Origin of the sequence: Maribellus sediminis (assembly GCF_011799805.1) — a bacterium.
Classification (GTDB): domain Bacteria; phylum Bacteroidota; class Bacteroidia; order Bacteroidales; family Prolixibacteraceae; genus Draconibacterium; species Draconibacterium sediminis_A.
In genome coordinates this window covers 463,148-479,781 of record NZ_WXUB01000003.1, presented here as the reverse complement: position 1 = coordinate 479,781, position 16,634 = coordinate 463,148, and the positions used below count along the sequence as shown (strand labels likewise).

At 42.1% G+C, this 16,634-nt stretch carries 14 protein-coding genes; 9 read left to right on the top strand and 5 right to left on the bottom strand.

Annotation, left to right across the window (positions count from 1 at the left end):
• Positions 1 to 23: 23 nt before the first annotated feature.
• The 7 genes from HFD85_RS13900 (at position 24) to HFD85_RS13870 (ending at position 8,093) form a co-directional block, all read left to right on the top strand.
• Entirely contained in the window at positions 24 to 914 is an 891-nt protein-coding gene (locus HFD85_RS13900) for a homocysteine S-methyltransferase family protein (protein WP_167610885.1), read from the top strand.
• A 129-nt stretch (positions 915 to 1,043) separates the two neighbouring features.
• A complete protein-coding gene (locus tag HFD85_RS13895) occupies positions 1,044 to 2,444 on the top strand; it encodes a TlpA disulfide reductase family protein (RefSeq protein ID WP_167610882.1) in 1,401 nt (466 codons plus the stop codon).
• An 82-nt stretch (positions 2,445 to 2,526) separates the two neighbouring features.
• Complete coding sequence (locus HFD85_RS13890; protein ID WP_167610879.1) at positions 2,527 to 3,423, top strand: CobW family GTP-binding protein; 897 nt, start codon at positions 2,527 to 2,529, stop codon at positions 3,421 to 3,423.
• 249 nt (positions 3,424 to 3,672) lie between these two features.
• Positions 3,673 to 4,341, top strand: coding sequence for a succinate dehydrogenase cytochrome b subunit (locus HFD85_RS13885; protein ID WP_167610876.1), 669 nt, complete (start codon positions 3,673 to 3,675; stop codon positions 4,339 to 4,341).
• Positions 4,342 to 4,353: 12 nt separating this feature from the next.
• Positions 4,354 to 6,294, top strand: coding sequence for a fumarate reductase/succinate dehydrogenase flavoprotein subunit (locus tag HFD85_RS13880; protein ID WP_167610873.1), 1,941 nt, complete (start codon positions 4,354 to 4,356; stop codon positions 6,292 to 6,294).
• A 42-nt stretch (positions 6,295 to 6,336) separates the two neighbouring features.
• Entirely contained in the window at positions 6,337 to 7,098 is a 762-nt protein-coding gene (locus HFD85_RS13875; protein ID WP_167610870.1) for a succinate dehydrogenase/fumarate reductase iron-sulfur subunit, read from the top strand.
• A 152-nt stretch (positions 7,099 to 7,250) separates the two neighbouring features.
• Positions 7,251 to 8,093, top strand: a complete 843-nt coding sequence (locus tag HFD85_RS13870; protein ID WP_167610867.1) for a hypothetical protein — start codon at positions 7,251 to 7,253, stop codon at positions 8,091 to 8,093.
• A gap of 21 nt (positions 8,094 to 8,114) precedes the next feature.
• Here HFD85_RS13870 and HFD85_RS13865 read toward each other — a convergent pair whose 3' ends face one another.
• Both HFD85_RS13865 and HFD85_RS13860 read right to left on the bottom strand, forming a co-directional pair.
• Positions 8,115 to 9,065, bottom strand: coding sequence for a CPBP family intramembrane glutamic endopeptidase (locus tag HFD85_RS13865; RefSeq protein WP_167610864.1), 951 nt, complete (start codon positions 9,063 to 9,065; stop codon positions 8,115 to 8,117).
• 127 nt (positions 9,066 to 9,192) lie between these two features.
• Positions 9,193 to 9,909 (bottom strand): 3-keto-disaccharide hydrolase, encoded by a 717-nt coding sequence (locus HFD85_RS13860; protein ID WP_167610861.1) that lies wholly within the window; start codon positions 9,907 to 9,909, stop codon positions 9,193 to 9,195.
• A gap of 176 nt (positions 9,910 to 10,085) precedes the next feature.
• Here HFD85_RS13860 and HFD85_RS13855 point away from each other — a divergent pair, with 176 nt between their 5' ends.
• On the top strand, positions 10,086 to 10,889 hold the full coding sequence (locus HFD85_RS13855; protein ID WP_167610857.1) for a BtpA family protein: 804 nt from the start codon (positions 10,086 to 10,088) through the stop codon (positions 10,887 to 10,889).
• Between the two features lie 103 nt (positions 10,890 to 10,992).
• Positions 10,993 to 12,117, top strand: coding sequence for an aldose epimerase family protein (locus HFD85_RS13850; RefSeq protein ID WP_167610854.1), 1,125 nt, complete (start codon positions 10,993 to 10,995; stop codon positions 12,115 to 12,117).
• A 360-nt stretch (positions 12,118 to 12,477) separates the two neighbouring features.
• On the opposite strand, the gene HFD85_RS13845 is transcribed toward HFD85_RS13850, so the two are convergent.
• The 3 genes from HFD85_RS13845 to HFD85_RS13835 form a co-directional block, all read right to left on the bottom strand.
• Entirely contained in the window at positions 12,478 to 14,016 is a 1,539-nt protein-coding gene (locus HFD85_RS13845) for a T9SS type A sorting domain-containing protein (RefSeq protein ID WP_167610851.1), read from the bottom strand.
• 33 nt (positions 14,017 to 14,049) lie between these two features.
• On the bottom strand, positions 14,050 to 15,237 hold the full coding sequence (locus HFD85_RS13840) for a FecR family protein (protein WP_167610848.1): 1,188 nt from the start codon (positions 15,235 to 15,237) through the stop codon (positions 14,050 to 14,052).
• A 70-nt stretch (positions 15,238 to 15,307) separates the two neighbouring features.
• Complete coding sequence (locus tag HFD85_RS13835) at positions 15,308 to 15,862, bottom strand: RNA polymerase sigma-70 factor (RefSeq protein ID WP_167610845.1); 555 nt, start codon at positions 15,860 to 15,862, stop codon at positions 15,308 to 15,310.
• Positions 15,863 to 16,634: the final 772 nt, after the last annotated feature.

Below are 16,634 nucleotides of genomic sequence, written 5' to 3'. Positions count from 1 at the left end.
AATTGCACTAAGAAAATTCAGGTATGGGAAAAATAATTGATCAAATAAAACAAGGAAAGACAATGGTTTCAGACGGTGCATGGGGAACCTTTTTACAGCAAAAAGGAATGCAGCCCGGCGAATGTCCTGAAGAATGGAATAGCTCGCATGCCGATGATGTATTCGACATTGCAAAAAGCTACATCGAAGCAGGTGCCGACATGATTGAAACCAACAGTTTTGGCGGAACGCGTTTCAAACTTAAAAAATACGGCTTGGCCGACAAGGTTTTTGAGTTGAACAAAGCTGCCGCCGAGATCAGTAGAAAAGCAGCCGGAGATAAGTTTGTGCTTGGCTCAGTTGGTCCAACAGGGAAAATTCTGATGATGGGCGATGTTACCGAAGAAGAACTGTACGATGCTTTTAAGGAACAGTGTCTGGGGCTGGAAGCCGGTGGTGCCGATGCGATCATGATCGAAACCATGACCGACCTGGATGAAGCGCGCCTGGCTATTAAAGCTGCAAAGGAAAATACCAAATGCGAGGTGTTTTGTACCATGACCTTTGAGAAAACGGTGGACGGTGAATTTCGCTCGATGATGGGAATTGCTCCTTCGGACATGATCCCGACACTGATTGATGCCGGTGCTGAATTAATCGGTGCCAACTGCGGAAACGGTATTGAAAACATGATCGGCATTGTGGAAGAAATCCGTAAAGTAAATTCTGATATTCCGGTGCTTGTCCATGCCAATGCCGGAATGCCGGTGTATAAAGATGGTGAAACTGTTTTCCCGGAAACGCCTGATGAAATGGCCGGCCTGATTCCAAAAATCATTAAAGCAGGTGCTAACATTGTGGGTGGCTGTTGCGGTACAACGCCTGATCATATTTGTCGTGTCAGGGAAGAAGTAAACAGAATGAATTACGAGTAATTTATCTAAGTTTCTGTTAACGTGACTTTAGTAAGAGTTAACACAACAAACATTTAACAATATTATTTTCGCATTCTGCTCAGGAAGCATTATTTTCATACCAACCAAAACGAAATAATACTGATTGTTATGAAAAAAATTGCCCTTCTGTTTCTAATTGCATTTACTGTTTTTGCATGTACTAAGAAAAGTCCGGTAACGATCACCGGAAAAATCACCAATCCCTTAAATGAGACGGTTGTAATTCAAAATGATTTTTTAGATCAAAAAGATACGATCACGTTGGGAGAGGATGGTACTTTTTCAGTGGAGATTAATCTCGATAAAGCCTACATGGGGTATTTATGGAACGGCAATCTTCGAATGGCCTTATATATGATTCCCGGAACTACAATTAATCTCGATTTTAATGCCGATGATTTCGAAAATGGTTCACCATCCGATACTATTTTTTCGGGAGATGGAAGCGCTCCAAGTGCACTACTTTTGTCGTTGCAGGATAAAGGTCTGAGATTAAGCGTGCTGCTTATGAAAATGTCGGTCGATAGTTTTGTTATGCAGGTTGATTCAGTAAAAACGTTGATAGATAAGACAGTTAATATGTTCTCGGCAGAAAATAAATTCTCTGAAGAGTTTACCGATGTTTTAACACTGATAGAAAAGATTAAAATAGCTGGTTATTACAAAAACTACATGAATTATCACCCTCGATTTGCACCTACTGATACTACTTCTATACCGGAATCATTTCAGGAATATGTTGATGGGATACCCTTGGACCAGGTTGACAAGTATATCGGAATTACAGATTACAAATCCTTCCTGACCATGCATTATCAGGGACAAATTCAGGAAGAATTGAAAGCTGATACCACCTTGAAAAGAGCTTCGGTGGATTATTTCAGCAAGAACATTGACCTAATACTCGCTTCGGAAGCACCGGTACGGGTAAAAGATGTTATGGGCCGCAGTCTGGTTTCGAGCTATTCTTATATGCCAGATTCTATTCAGCAGCTCATTAAAAGCCGTTATAAAGAAATGCTTACCGATCCTGAGAATATAAAAGAATTTGAAGGCGTAGTAGCTACTATTGAAAAAACAAAACCCGGAACTGTGGCACCATCTTTCAATTATATTGATATAAATGGAGACATGGTTTCTTCGGAATCGCTCCTGGGTAAGGTTGTGTACATTGATGTTTGGGCAACCTGGTGCGGCCCCTGTCGCGGAGAAATTCCTTCGCTAAAAAAAATGGAAGAAGAACTGGATGATAGACCGATTGCATTTGTGAGTATCTCGATTGACGATGACAAGGAAGCCTGGGAGAAGATGGTGAAAGAAGATGAACTGGGTGGTCTTCAGTTGTTCGCAGAAGGTGCCTGGCAGTCGGATATTACAAAAGCTTACGCTATTCGCGGAATTCCGAGGTTTATCATGATTGATAAAGAAGGTAAAATTGTGAATGCCAATGCTAGTCGTCCTTCAAATCCACAGACAAAGGAAAAGCTGCTCGAGCTGGCAGAAATGTAGACGTTCAAATAAATTGAGTTAAAATAAGGAGTAACGGGATGAAGCTGTTATTCCTTATTTTTTGTTTATAGCTTTGCAGGCGATGGTAAAAATTCCATTTCATATTATTTCCGGTTTTTTGGGAAGTGGCAAAACCACTTTTCTGAAACGAATTTTGGAGCAAACAGCTTCGAAACAGAAGGTAGGCATCATTCAGAATGAGTTTGCACCAGCTAATATCGATGGTGCTGAGTTGAGGAAAACAGGAGATGATTTCGAATTGCTTGAGATCAATAACGGTTCGGTGTTTTGTGTTTGTTTGCTGGGAAATTTTACCCGCTCGCTCGAAAAGTTTATCGACGAACACCAGCCCGATGTGGTAATTATTGAAGCTTCAGGCTTGTCGGATACAACATCGATTTCAGAAGTTATTTCTGCCGGATCTCTTTCCGAAAAAATAGTTCTGGCTTCGAACTGGTGCATTGTTGATGCACAGAATTTTGCCAAAGTTGGTCTGATGAAACAACGTGTATGCCATCAATTACGGATGGCCGACGTGGTGGTAATTAACAAAACCGACCTCATTGAAGGTGGTACTTTTGAAATGGAGCAGGAGATCAAAAAAATCAATCCATTCCCTGAGATCAAACATTCAAGTTATTGCAATATCGATTTCGAGTTAGGAAATCAGGCCATCGGGAAATTTTATTTTGGCGATGTTAAAGCTCTGCCACGTCCCGAAGTGAATTCCATGGTCATCAAATCGTCGAAAAAGGTTAGCCGCGAAAACCTGCTGGAATTTCTGAATGAGTGGGCAGCTAAAGCCTACCGAATAAAGGGCTATATTAATTTGAAAGGAGGAGAAACCGTTGCGGTTCAATGTACCTTCAACGATGTAAAACTTATCGGTGTGGACGACAGTTTTCATCCCACCGAGTTAATTGCGCTTACCGATCAGTTTACGCTGCGCGAATGGAATAAAGCATTTAAGGCACTTTAGTTTAAAGTTCAGTCTTACTTTTCCTGATATGTGACTAAAATATTTTATTAAAATATGTACATTCGTGCATATTTAACGCTTCAGTATAACTGCTTAAAACCGCTATTTAAACCCAAAATTAAATTGTTTGTAGAACGATTTTAAATTAGCTATTTTAGGAGGCCTTTTTTGGGTATAAATACACGTTCATCTACATTTGTGATGCTCTGAAAAAAGGAGCTAAACATTCAACTAAAATAAGATTAGATTATGAGCAAATTTTTAACTGCCTCGATTGGAAGGAAGTTTGTAATGAGTCTCTCAGGACTTTTCCTGATGGTATTTATTGCTGTCCACCTGGGCCTGAACTTATTGCTAATTTTTGACGACAGTGGATCTTTGTTTAATGAGGGTGCTCATTTTATGGCCACCAACCCATTAATTAAAATTATGGAGCCCATTTTAGGTTTGGGTTTTATGATTCACATCATTTGGTCGTTCTTTCTGGAATATCAGAACTGGAAAGCACGTCCTGTTAAGTATGCAAAAAAGAACATGAGCGGAGCAAGCTCGTGGGCTTCGAGGAACATGTTGATTCTGGGAGCCTTAGTATTAGTTTTCCTGGTTATTCACATTATCGATTTTTTCTGGGTCATTAAATTCAGTCCCGAAGAAATTGAACATCTTGCCAAAGGTGATTACGATTTGGTGGCTGGACTTTTTAAAGAAAGCATTTTCGCCTGTATTTTATACATTATTGGTGGAGTTCTGCTTGGTCTGCACCTTTCGCACGGCTTTTGGTCGTCGTTCCAGACTTTGGGTGTAAACAACAAGTTCTGGTTAAAAAGATGGCAGGTAATCGGACAGATCTATGCGGTAGTAGTGGCTGTAGGTTTTTCTATTATACCGCTTTATTTCATGTTGGGTCTATACAAATAAAAAGGAAAAATTATGAGCATATTAGATAGCAAGATTCCGGAAGGGCCATTAGCTGAAAAGTGGAACAAACACAAGGCAGCCATCAAAGTAGTGAGCCCGGCCAATAAACGCAAACTCGAAATTATTGTAGTAGGAACCGGTTTGGGAGGTGCTTCGGCAGCTGCTTCACTGGCCGAATTAGGATATAAAGTAAAAGCATTCTGTTACCAGGACAGCCCGCGCCGTGCACACTCAATTGCCGCACAGGGAGGTATTAACGCTGCCAAAAACTATCAGAACGACAACGACTCGGTGTTCCGCCTGTTTTACGATACCATTAAAGGTGGCGACTACCGTGCACGTGAAGCCAATGTCTACCGTTTGGCTGAAGTTTCACCAAATATTATCGACCAATGTGTGGCACAAGGTGTTCCCTTTGGTCGCGAATACGGTGGTTTGCTCGACAACCGTTCGTTTGGTGGTGTGTTAGTTAGCCGTACGTTTTATGCCCGTGGACAAACCGGTCAACAGTTGTTAATTGGTGCTTACCAGGCACTGAACCGCCAGATTGCCAAAGGCAATGTTGAAATGTATAGCCGTCACGAAATGCTTGACGTGGTTAAGATCGACGGTAAGGCCCGTGGTATTATTGCCCGCGATCTGGTTACCGGTGAAATTAAGCGTTACGGAGCACATGCAGTTGTTGTTGCTACCGGAGGTTACGGAAACGTTTTCTTCCTGTCGACCAACGCTATGGGAAGTAACGGATCGGCTGCATGGCAGTGTTACAAAAAAGGAGCGTTCATGTCGAATCCTTGTTTTGTGCAAATTCACCCGACCTGTATCCCGGTTCACGGCGATCAGCAGTCGAAACTGACCTTGATGTCGGAGTCGTTGCGTAACGACGGTCGTGTTTGGGTTCCGAAGAAAAAAGAAGACGCAGTTAAATTGCAGAAAGGCGAACTTCACCCGAATGACATTGCTGATGAAGATCGCGATTTCTACCTCGAAAGAAGATATCCGTCGTACGGAAACCTTGTGCCGCGTGACGTTGCGTCGCGTGCGGCAAAAGAACGTTGCGATGCTGGTTTTGGAGTAAATTCTGAAGGAAAAGCAGTTTTCCTCGATTTTAAATATGCCATCGAACGCCTTGGTAAAAGCGTAATCGAAGCACGTTATGGAAACCTTTTCCAGATGTATGAAAAGATTACCGATGTTGATCCGTACAAAGCACCAATGATGATCTATCCGGCTATCCACTATTCAATGGGTGGAACCTGGGTTGATTACAACCTTATGACTTCTGTTCCCGGTTTGTATTCAATTGGTGAGGCCAACTTCTCCGATCACGGTGCTAACCGACTAGGAGCTTCGGCTTTGATGCAAGGTCTGGCCGACGGTTATTTTATTCTGCCATACACCATTGGTGATTATCTGGCTGACGAAATCATGACTCCGAAAGTGGATGTAAGTGCGCCGGAGTTTGCGGAAGCTGAAAAAGAAGTGACCGCACGTATCGAGAAATTGTACAATATAAAAGGAACAAAATCGGTAGATTATTTCCACAAGAAATTAGGTCATGTAATGTGGGATTACGTGGGAATGTCGCGTAATGCTGAAGGACTGAAAAAGGCCATTGAAATGATTAAGGAGATCCGCGAGGAATTCTGGAAAGATGTTCGCATTCCGGGTGAATTGGACAACCTGAATCCGGAACTGGAGAAAGCAGGCCGCGTGGCCGATTTCTTCGATATTGGCGAACTGATGGCTCGCGACGCGCTCGACAGAAACGAATCGTGTGGTGGCCACTTCCGCGAAGAATCGGCTACCGAAGAAGGCGAAGCCAAACGTAACGACGAGAAGTTTACTTACGTTTCGTGCTGGGAGTACAAGGGAGAAGGAGCTGAGCCGGCATTACACAAAGAAGATTTGGTGTTTGAGAATGTGAAACTCACACAACGTAGTTACAAGTAAGAATCACATCTCAGATTTATTCATTTTAAAAAATGTAAGAAAATGGCTGATAAAATTTTGAAAGAACTCAAAATAAAAGTTTGGAGGCAAAAGAACGCCAAATCCAAAGGAAAATTCGAAACCTATATTATTAACGATATTTCTACCGGTTCGTCATTTCTTGAAATGATGGACATTCTGAACAATGACCTTATTGAAAAGGGAATTGATCCGATTGCTTTCGACCACGATTGTCGTGAAGGAATTTGCGGAACCTGCAGTTTGTATATCAATGGCCGCCCACATGGACCGGACACTGAAGTAACTACCTGCCAGTTGCACATGCGTAAATTCAAGGATGGAGAAACCATCATTATTGAACCTTGGCGTGCCCGTGCATTCCCGGTGATCAAGGACCTGGTGGTTGATCGTACTGCTTTCGATAAAATTCTGCAGGCAGGTGGATTTGTGTCGGTAAATACCGGCGGTGTGCCTGACGCAAATGCTATACCGGTGTCCCGTGATGATGCCGAAGAAGCGATGGATGCTGCAGCTTGTATTGGTTGTGGTGCCTGTGTTGCGGCCTGTAAAAACTCGTCGGCAATGTTGTTTGTTTCGGCAAAAGTTTCGCATTTGGCCAATTTACCGCAGGGTAAAGTTGAAGCTAAATCACGTGCACTGAACATGGTGTCGAAGATGGATGAATTGGGTTTTGGAGGTTGTACAAACACCCGCGCCTGCGAGGTAGAATGTCCGAAAAGTATCTCGATCATGAATATTGCCCGCCTGAACCGTGAGTACCTGAAGTCGAGATTGAGCAGATAAACCTGTTAATTAGAATATATAGAAAGGCCTTTTCACTGCGAAAAGGCCTTCTTTTTTTAAACTAATCCACAGCAGGCTGTGCATAAGTTGGCTGGCGAACGACTCTTTTTGAGGTGCCGATTCTTTAAATTCGCAATAAACAAAGAGGATTTATGCCATACAGAAGATTACCCACAACGGACAAAGCACGCTTGCGTGCACTGGAAACAGCCCTAAACAAAGTGAATGAAATAAGCGTAAAGAACATTCCTTTCGCCAAACATTCCATCGAGGAGCTGCAGAGTGTAAAGAACCAATTTGAGAATACCCTGAAACATTACGAACTGAACATCAATCAACAATCGGATAATAATAAGAAGTACAAGGAAGTATTTGAGACCGCCAGGCTGTACCTCTCGCATTTTATGCAGGTATTGCTTTTTGCATCAGAACGCGGTGAAATTAACGGGGGAATTAAATATTACGGCAACCTGAACGATTTTGGTGGCCGAATTCCGTCGCTAACAACTGAACGGGAGATTTTAGAATGGGGTAAAATTATGGTGGATGGCGAGCAAAAACGCGTTCGCGAAGGCGGTAGCGCCATTTACAGCCCATCGATTGCTTTGGTGAAATTCAAGTTGGAGGAATTCAACGACGCTGCCATTTTTCAGCAAAACCTAAAACGGAATACGCTGCGTACTTTCGAAAAGATGCAAACGCTTCGTAAAACCACCAATGAGTTTATTTCTCAGCTCTGGACTGAAATTGAAAACCACCTGGAACTGGAAGCCAAAACTGCTGAGCAGAAAAGAGAACTGGCAGAAGAATTTGGTATTGTTTACGTTCTGCGCCGAAAAGAAAGAAAATTGCTGCAGCAGCAAAAAACTGAAATCAAAACTGAAATTCAACAGGAAGAGAAGACCGAAAGTGTTGAAGAACCAGTGGCTGAAATCAGGGAGGAAGCACCTGCAAGGCCACAGTTTGTGCAGCGCGATCTGTTTCAGTTTAATTAATCAATTGGGATAAAATAATTTTCAACCCTCTTTTTCAATGGCTTCAATTGTCAATTGTTGTCCGCGGTTTTCTTTTTTAACCAGGTAAAGCAACAAGACAATCATTCCCAAACTGATAATCGCCGCATAGTAGCTGCCCGAGGTGGAACCAAACTCTTCAACATCGCGACTGATCGTTTCGTTGCTGATAAAAAACATGGCAATCACGGCGATGGCATTGTTCAGGAAATGCCCCAAAACAGGCAACCACATCGATCCACTCCAAACCAGCAGGTAGCCAAACATAGCGCCAAGTAACAGTCGGGGTACAAAACCAAAAAATTGAACGTGCATGGCGCTGAACAGGATTGCAGAGATCCAGATGCCCCAATGTGTGCTTTTGGTAATCCGGGTAAATATTTTTTGAATGACACCCCGGAACAACAGTTCTTCGCCAACGGCCGGTAAAAATGCCACCATAAAAATATTGAAAGCAAGTCCGGGCAAGGTTTTTACATTTAAAAAGGCCTCGGTAAGTTGCGCGGCATCTTCCTCTGTTTTTCGCATCCAGTCTTCAATTCCGCTCATCCATTCCGGAAGACTCATGTTGCTGTTCCACACGCCAAGGAAATTAACGAAAGGCGACATGGCAAACATCAGCACAAGAACAAGCAGAAAGGTGGTTCCACCGAAGGATTTATTTAAATAGAGGTACTTAAAGGTGTTGCCCAAAAACAAGTAACCTAAAATAAGCGGGGGTAAAATAAAAAGACCAATAGCCTGTACAGTTTGAAAAAACTTAAGAATTACAATACTTTCGGGATCATTCAGATCGGCAAGCGACGGCAGGTTTAGCATGGAATCGAGTCCAAATACAGGTAATGCAACCAGAAATGAAATGACCAGAAATGCCAGGAAACTGACCACAATAACAAAAGCCGAAAAAAGGAGCTGAGGGAACGGTTTCATGTCCCTGAATGCCAGAAATGCCATAGTTAAGATTTTGGGGTAAAGATAGTTTTTTTGGATAAGCTCAGAAAAGCGTCGGTCATTCCCGTGTAAACGGGAATCTGCTCATGTCTAAGATTCCCACTTTCGTGGGAATGACGATTGTGTTGAACTATATTTCCCTAATCTTAATATTCCTGAACATCGTTTGTCCGCCATGGTCCTGCAAACCGATGTGACCACTTTTCGACATGCCGTAATGCGGTGCATCGGCCCATTTGCTTTCGTTTTTAAGCTTGAGCCATTCCGGCGACCAGAGTTCGTATTCCACTACTTTTTTGCCATTCAGCCAGTGTTCAACATGCGGGCCGTTTACCAGTATTCTGGCAGTGTTCCATTCGCCAACGGGTTTTACTTCTGCGTCAATCGGCGCATTCATCGCGTAATTGGCACCTGAGTACTGATCCTTGTGGATTTCGGTTGGCCAGCCTTTTCCATCGATGAGCTGATATTCCGGTCCCGATTCGTAAATAGCATCAGTCAGTCCCTCCTGAACGTGATAAAAAATACCGGAGTTACTTTGCGAATCGACTTTCCACTCGAGGCTAAGTTCAAAATTGGTAAACTCTTTTTTGGTAACAATGTCGCCACCATGATCTGAGCCCACTCCTGAGTTATAAAGGATTCCGTCCTGAACTTTCCATCCGGTAACGGGGCCGGCATTAAATGTTTTCCACATCGAATCCAGACTTGTTGCTGTTCCGTCAAACAACAACGACCAGCCTTCGTCGACTTCTTTTTTCGAAAGACTGTTGATTTGTTCTTTCGGAGAACACGATGCGATCAGCAAAATAACAGCAAATACCAGAAGAGAAAGATTGCACTTCATGTTAATTGGTTTTAGGTATAAATCGGAGCAAAAATAGTAAAATCAATGCTCCATTGTGCTTTTAAGTTCATGAAATTGTGTGGTTTATAATTTGATTCATGAATGCTTGGTCATAATTCGAGAAAAATCGCTGATTTTTATTCGAATCAGGTTAATTTTATACATCAGAAGCTAAAATGATGAACGCAAAAAAAACGATAATAGCGATAGTACATGTGGCGGCTTTGCCCGGCACGCCAAAAAGCCGGTTTTCAATCGATCAAATTGTCTCAAAAGCTTTGGCCGATGCGAAATTACTGGAACAGGGTGGCGTTGATGCCATCATGATTGAAAACATGCACGACCGGCCTTACCTGAACCGAAAAGTTGGTGCCGAAGTGGTGTCGGCGATGACTGCAGTCGCGGTTGCCTTGCGTAGCGAGATCAATCTTCCCATCGGGATTCAGATACTGGCAGGTGCAAACCGTGAGGCTTTAGCTGTTGCATTGGCTGCAGGACTTAATTTTATCCGGGCCGAAGCTTTTGTTTTTGGCCACCTGGCCGACGAAGGTATGATGAACAGCGATGCCGGCGAGTTGCTGCGCTACCGGAAACAAATCGGCGCTGAACACATTAAAATTTATACCGATATCAAAAAGAAACATTCATCCCACTCCCTTTCGGCCGATGTTTCGATTGCTGAAACCGCCAAAGCCGCTGAATTTTTCTTAAGCGACGGCGTAATTGTAACCGGGAGCGCAACCGGCGAGAAAGCCGCTGTTTCCGATTTGCAGGAAGTGCGAAAAGCGGTAAAGATTCCGGTACTGATTGGTTCTGGAATAAATGCAGAAAACCTTGCAGAATACTGGGATCTGGCCGATGCATTTATTGTTGGATCTTCGTTAAAATTCGACGGAAACTGGGAAAATGATGTGGATGCGGCCAGGGTAAAGCAATTCATGGACATTGTTGTTAAGTTGAAAAACCGGTTTGTTGAATAATTGTACGGAAATCTATTGTGTCTAAATTTTTTTTGGCATAATAGAATAAAGTAAAAATAGAAGCGTTAAATTCACACTTTTAAATCAGTAAAAAAATCCTAAAATGAAGAACTCGATTGTAATTCTCCTTCTCCTCGTGTTGTTTTCGTGTGCACAGGAAGAAAAAACAATGCCTAAAGCCATTCCCGCCGATAATTTTAAAACCGAAATTGATGGGAAACCCGTGAGTCTGTACAGTTTGAAAAACAGCAACGGTTTGCTGGTTCAGATCACTAATTACGGTGGTAAAGTGGTAAATCTGTGGACACCTGACAAAAACGGCAACTTTGGCGACATTGTACTGGGCTTTGATAATATTAAAAGCTACGAAACCACCAGTGAAAAATATTTTGGTTCGCTGATTGGCCGCTACGGAAACCGTATTGCCAACGGAACGTTTACCATTGGTGAAGAAACATATCAATTGGCTCAAAATAACGGAGCCAATGCGCTGCACGGCGGTATTAAAGGATACAACAATGTGGTTTGGGACGCCACCCAACCCGATGATCAAACCCTGGTGCTTACTTATCTATCTCCCGATGGAGAAGAAGGTTACCCCGGAAATCTGAATGTTAAAGTTCAGTACCAGCTTACCGACAATAACGAACTTAAAATTGAATACTGGGCTACAACCGATAAGGCCACTCCGGTAAACCTCACGCACCATTCTTTCTTTAACCTGAAAGGTGCCGGACAAGGTACAGTGAACGATCATATCGTTCAGATTAATGCCGATAAATACACGCCGGTTGATGCCGGTTTGATACCTACCGGAGAACTGGCACCTGTTGAAGGAACGCCGATGGATTTCAGAACACCAACCGCAATTGGTGCACGTATCGATGCTGATTTCGAACAATTGAAATTAGGTAATGGCTACGACCATAACTGGGTTTTAAACCCTGCCTCTGAAGGATTAACCTTTGCTGGAAAGGTTGTTGAACCTGCTTCGGGCCGCACAATGGAAGTGCTGACCAACGAACCTGGCATGCAATTCTATGGTGGTAATTTCCTCGATGGAACCGTTAGCGGAAAAGAAGGAGTGCCTTATGTTTTCCGTGGTGCTTTCTGTCTGGAAACACAGCACTACCCCGACAGTCCTAATAAACCTGAATTCCCGTCAACAATTCTTGAACCGGGTGACGAGTACTACTCGATTTGTGTGTACAAATTTGGAGTTGAATAATTTCAAACTAAATAATGGATGAAGGCTCGGTATCTACCGGGCCTTTTTTGTTGCTTGAATACTCCTGAGACCCTCTGGTCAGATCCTGTCAAATACTTACTATTGAAAGGGCAACACTGAGAACTTATAATCCGGAATAGACAGCAACCTGCTTAGCACATATTCGCTTCGAATTTAGACCTTAAAATTGGGCAAAAGATATTAGAAAAGAGGAAATAGTGTTTCTGCTACGAGGAGCATTCCGGGCTGGTTCGGTTCTATGTTTTTATCAAAGAAAAGCCCGGGTAAACCCGGGCTACATTCAAACTGTGCTATAACTATCTCTATGAAAAATCGATTTTTGTGTAGATTTACGATTGCCTATCGTACCAGGAATTTTTGGCTTTTTACCGCATCAGTATCGTTGATCTGCAGGATGAAAGAACCCGGATTCAAATTGTAATCGATGCGGTTGAACTGAATGTTTCCGCTTTTTACAATGCTTCCGCTGATGCTGTAGATTGAATAAGCAGCGTTGGTATCGTTTATTCCTTTTACATATACATACCCGTTTGATGGATTCGGATATACTTCAAAAGCTCTTTTGTTGCTATCTGCCAAACTGCTAACAGAAGAAAGCAGTGGATCGAAAACAAATACTTCAGTACCTGTACTGCCATCAGCTTTCTCGCCCACGAAATACAATTTGTCTTTAAATACCACCGGAGTTTCATCGTCGGCGTAGATTGTGCTTGAAATCGGAGTACTTGTCACACCGTCGGTTTCAAACAAGTGGTAACTGTTTGTTCCGTTTCGGCCAACATAATACAAATGGTCGTTAAAAGAGGCAAAGCACTTTGGGTAATGTGCGAAAGCAGTTCCTTCTTCACCTTCTTTTTCAATTGAAGTTATTCGGGTTACTTCGCCTGCTGCCGGATCGTATACATATAACTGAACATCGTAAACAGTTTTGCTTCCTCCGTCCATCATGTCTTTTCCTGAAAAATACAGTTTATCTTTCCATGCAAACAGGTTGTCGTATACCTGGTTGGTGTCGTTCAAATAACTTCCCTCGGTAATAACCTGTTGAGTTCCGGCAGCGGTTCCGTTAGTTTCCCAGAGCTTTGAGTTTTGGATGAAGTAGCATTTATCTCCAAGAACTGCAATTTTAGCTGTTGAATAGGATGAGCCTTTGGAGCCTGCGGTAAGGTCTCCCAACGTGTCAATAGCCCCGGTTTTTATATCATAGGTAAGCAGTTCGTCGCCAGTAACAGATTTATTGGCATAAAGTGCTCCCCAAATGATTAATTTGTCACCTAAAACAACGAAAGTTCCGCGGCTGTCAATTGAATCCAACTGGTTTGGTAATACCTCGGGAGCATTCACACCATCCCACATGTATATTTCGCGGTCGCCGGTATTACTGCTGAACAATAATGTGTCGCCATAATTTGCATAAACATTGGGTGTCAGACCATCAAAAACTCTTACTGTATCCAATCTGTCAGCTGATAAACCATTGCTTTCATCAATTGTAAAAAAAGCTTCTCTTGAATCAGGAGCTCCAACTGCAGGCGCGTCAAAATAATATTTCAGGTTGAAATATGCTTTACCCTTGTATAAAACAGGATACCTCATTCCTGAAGACTTGTCGTAAGTTAAACCATTTAATGAATTTACGTAGGTTCCGGGTAATACATCGTAAAAATATGTGCCCGCTTCCGTTCCGTCCGAGACAACTATTTCCAAATTTTTGCCTGAATCTGCTCCCTTGTAAATCAAAACATTATCTGTGGCAACAAGGTTCGATGGAAATGCATCTGCTTCTCCTGCTGCAACATCCTTCAACAAAAAGGTCCCCTGAGCAAATGCTGTACCTGTAAAAAATAAAATAGTCAGAATTAAGTAAATTTTTTTCATAATTGTCTTTTTAGATATGTAATAATTAAACGTTTACGAATTATTTATATTCACCGTAACGGTGTTGTCTTCAATAGTAAATTTTACTTTTCCTGTGGCTTCGATGAGTTCAAGAATTGACGACAGGTTTTCATATTTCTCAACATTGATACTGTACTTGATATCCTTTAGCCGTTCACTTTCGAACTGGTAGTTGATACCGTACCAGCGGCTCAGGTTGCGCATTATTTTATCGAGCGATTCGGCATCAACCACTAAGCGGCCGTCTTTCCACGAAGCGTACATTCCCGGATCAACATCACTTACTTCAATATCATTTGTTGTTTTGTCAACACTGATCTGCTGACCGGGTTGGATCATTCTCTCCAGTCCGGTTTTGGTCACATAAATCACACTTCCTTCAGCCAGTGTGGTTACTACTTTCTCTTCGTTGCTATAGGCCTGCAGGTTGAACTGGGTTCCTGTAACTACTACCTTCCCGTAATGCGTATCGATTGACATTCTTTTACCCGACATTTTTTGTACCTCAATGTACATTTCGCCCTGAAGCGTCAGGTTTCTGGCAGAGTCGGCAAACGGAACATCATATTCCAGGCTTGAACCGGCATTCAGCCAAACTCTCGATCCGTCGGGTAAGGTGAAGTGGTACTCCGATTTCTCGGGAACCACAATTCGGTGATGCTGTTTCGGCAGCTGTTTTATGTCGCTCTCGTAATGCAGCGTTCCTTGATCGACACTGGCGATCAGTTGGTCGGCAACCACCACGCGGCTTGAATCGTTGGTCAACGAAATCTGGCTGTTCTCGTCAACAACCAGGTAGGCGTTGGTAACTCCCGGTTTCACATCATCGGCTATTATTCCGGCCAATGGATTTCTGTCGGTGTTTTTAATAAAATAGAAGGTGCTTCCGCTAAAAAGTGCAAGAACAAGAACAGCGGCAACTTTAATCCACATGGCAATGCGGCGTGGTTGTTGTTTTTCTTCTTTAACAATCGAAGCATCAAGACGTTGCCAGGCAGCTTCTTCATCAAAGGAGTCGAAACTGGTCAGGCTTTCACGAATGTAATCCGGACCTTCGAAGTCGGCCAGCCACATGGCATTTTCTTCCGACTTTTCGCTCCACGAGTTAAGCTCGCGAAGCTCTTCCGGCTCGATTGTACCTTCGATTTTCCTGCTGATCAGATAGGTCAAATAATCCTTATCAAATGTATTTTTTCCCATGTTCAATTAATTAGACGATTTGGTTGACAAATTAGGTGAAAGGTATTTTTACTTTTTTTGAATTTTGAGCTTAATCATCCAGACTCAGATGTTTCAGTTTTGCCTGGAGTGCCTTTTTTGCCCTCATTTTGTGTGTTTTAACGGTGTTTACCGATACGTTTAGCAATTCGGAAATTTCCTGTTCCTTTTTTTTGTGGAGGTAACTTAGTTTAAAAACTTCCCTGCTTTTTTCGGGTAAGGCATCAACGTGGAACATAATTTCACGAAAGATTTCGGCTTCGATCATCGCTTTGTCTTCGTAGGTTACAAATAGCTGGTTGTGTTGAATCCATTCAAGGTATTTCTCTTGCGATTTATTTTTGCGAATGAGGTTGATGCATTTATTTTTAACAGTTTGATACAGGTAAATGGGCAGCTTGTCCGATTCCCGAACCTCCGAGCGTTTTTCCCACAATTCGCGAAAAGCATCCTGAACAACATCTTCGGCTGCTTCCATCGATTGCAAATATTTCATCGCAAAAAAGCACAGGCTTTTAAAGTACTTTCCGAAAAGCACTTTAAAGCTTTCATAGCTTTTGCTATCGACGAAGCTTTGCTCTGAGGTATTTTTGCTTCTCTGGTTCAAGCTGAAACAAATGATTTTAGTATGTATCGATCTTTCCTGAAATTCGCGTCCAAGTTAGAAAAATGAAAGAAGACACGAATAATCTTTTACTTAATATCCATACAACGAATAATTGAGAGGGGAAGTTGTAAATGAATGAATTTATTTATGTAAACGGTATGTTGGGTTTGTTAATTAGCAGATATATAGCCACATATGCAGGTTATGCTGAGGCTAATAATTTTGAGATGTAATTGCTGTTTTCAGTTTGTCAAAAAAGCGAAGTGAGCATTTGTAAGACTCCTGTCGAGTGATTTCGTTCCTGTATCAGAAAAATACGATTTGGTCAAGCCCAAAAATAGGCTTATTTTCGCCGCCTGTTTTTAAAGCGCAGAATAACAATTAATTAGAAATACAAAATTGAAAACATGTTATAGCTGGAATATGAATCGAGTGAAATTGTACCGTTGAAGGATGGCTTTTGCGAAAAAATGGACAAAAAGGCGGATTAGCGAATTTGAAAAGTAAGCAAACCATCAGTTAATTTTATTCTCAAAGCAAAAATTATCAGGAATCTTATTTTGTGTATTTAGATTTCTATGCATCTGATATATAAGATTATAGGCAGAATAATTTTGTTCTTTTTGTAGGGTTTTTAGATAAGTCCTTAATTTTTTTTAATTCTCGTTTAACTCTTTTTTGCATCCGGCGTGTCTTCTAAATAGCTAAGTCGGAATTGTAAGGAGTATGATACAGAGAATGCGTAGAAATTGAGGTCAAAAGATAAAGACAA

What these genes read in the sequence shown, in the direction of transcription:
- HFD85_RS13900 (WP_167610885.1), top strand. Translation starts at nt 24, where the DNA reads ATGGGAAAAATAATTGATCAAATAAAACAAGGAAAGACAATGGTTTCA.
- HFD85_RS13895 (WP_167610882.1), top strand. Translation starts at nt 1,044, where the DNA reads ATGAAAAAAATTGCCCTTCTGTTTCTAATTGCATTTACTGTTTTTGCA.
- HFD85_RS13890 (WP_167610879.1), top strand. Translation starts at nt 2,527, where the DNA reads ATGGTAAAAATTCCATTTCATATTATTTCCGGTTTTTTGGGAAGTGGC.
- HFD85_RS13885 (WP_167610876.1), top strand. Translation starts at nt 3,673, where the DNA reads ATGAGCAAATTTTTAACTGCCTCGATTGGAAGGAAGTTTGTAATGAGT.
- HFD85_RS13880 (WP_167610873.1), top strand. Translation starts at nt 4,354, where the DNA reads ATGAGCATATTAGATAGCAAGATTCCGGAAGGGCCATTAGCTGAAAAG.
- HFD85_RS13875 (WP_167610870.1), top strand. Translation starts at nt 6,337, where the DNA reads ATGGCTGATAAAATTTTGAAAGAACTCAAAATAAAAGTTTGGAGGCAA.
- HFD85_RS13870 (WP_167610867.1), top strand. Translation starts at nt 7,251, where the DNA reads ATGCCATACAGAAGATTACCCACAACGGACAAAGCACGCTTGCGTGCA.
- HFD85_RS13865 (WP_167610864.1), bottom strand. Translation starts at nt 9,065, where the DNA reads ATGGCATTTCTGGCATTCAGGGACATGAAACCGTTCCCTCAGCTCCTT.
- HFD85_RS13860 (WP_167610861.1), bottom strand. Translation starts at nt 9,909, where the DNA reads ATGAAGTGCAATCTTTCTCTTCTGGTATTTGCTGTTATTTTGCTGATC.
- HFD85_RS13855 (WP_167610857.1), top strand. Translation starts at nt 10,086, where the DNA reads ATGATGAACGCAAAAAAAACGATAATAGCGATAGTACATGTGGCGGCT.
- HFD85_RS13850 (WP_167610854.1), top strand. Translation starts at nt 10,993, where the DNA reads ATGAAGAACTCGATTGTAATTCTCCTTCTCCTCGTGTTGTTTTCGTGT.
- HFD85_RS13845 (WP_167610851.1), bottom strand. Translation starts at nt 14,016, where the DNA reads ATGAAAAAAATTTACTTAATTCTGACTATTTTATTTTTTACAGGTACA.
- HFD85_RS13840 (WP_167610848.1), bottom strand. Translation starts at nt 15,237, where the DNA reads ATGGGAAAAAATACATTTGATAAGGATTATTTGACCTATCTGATCAGC.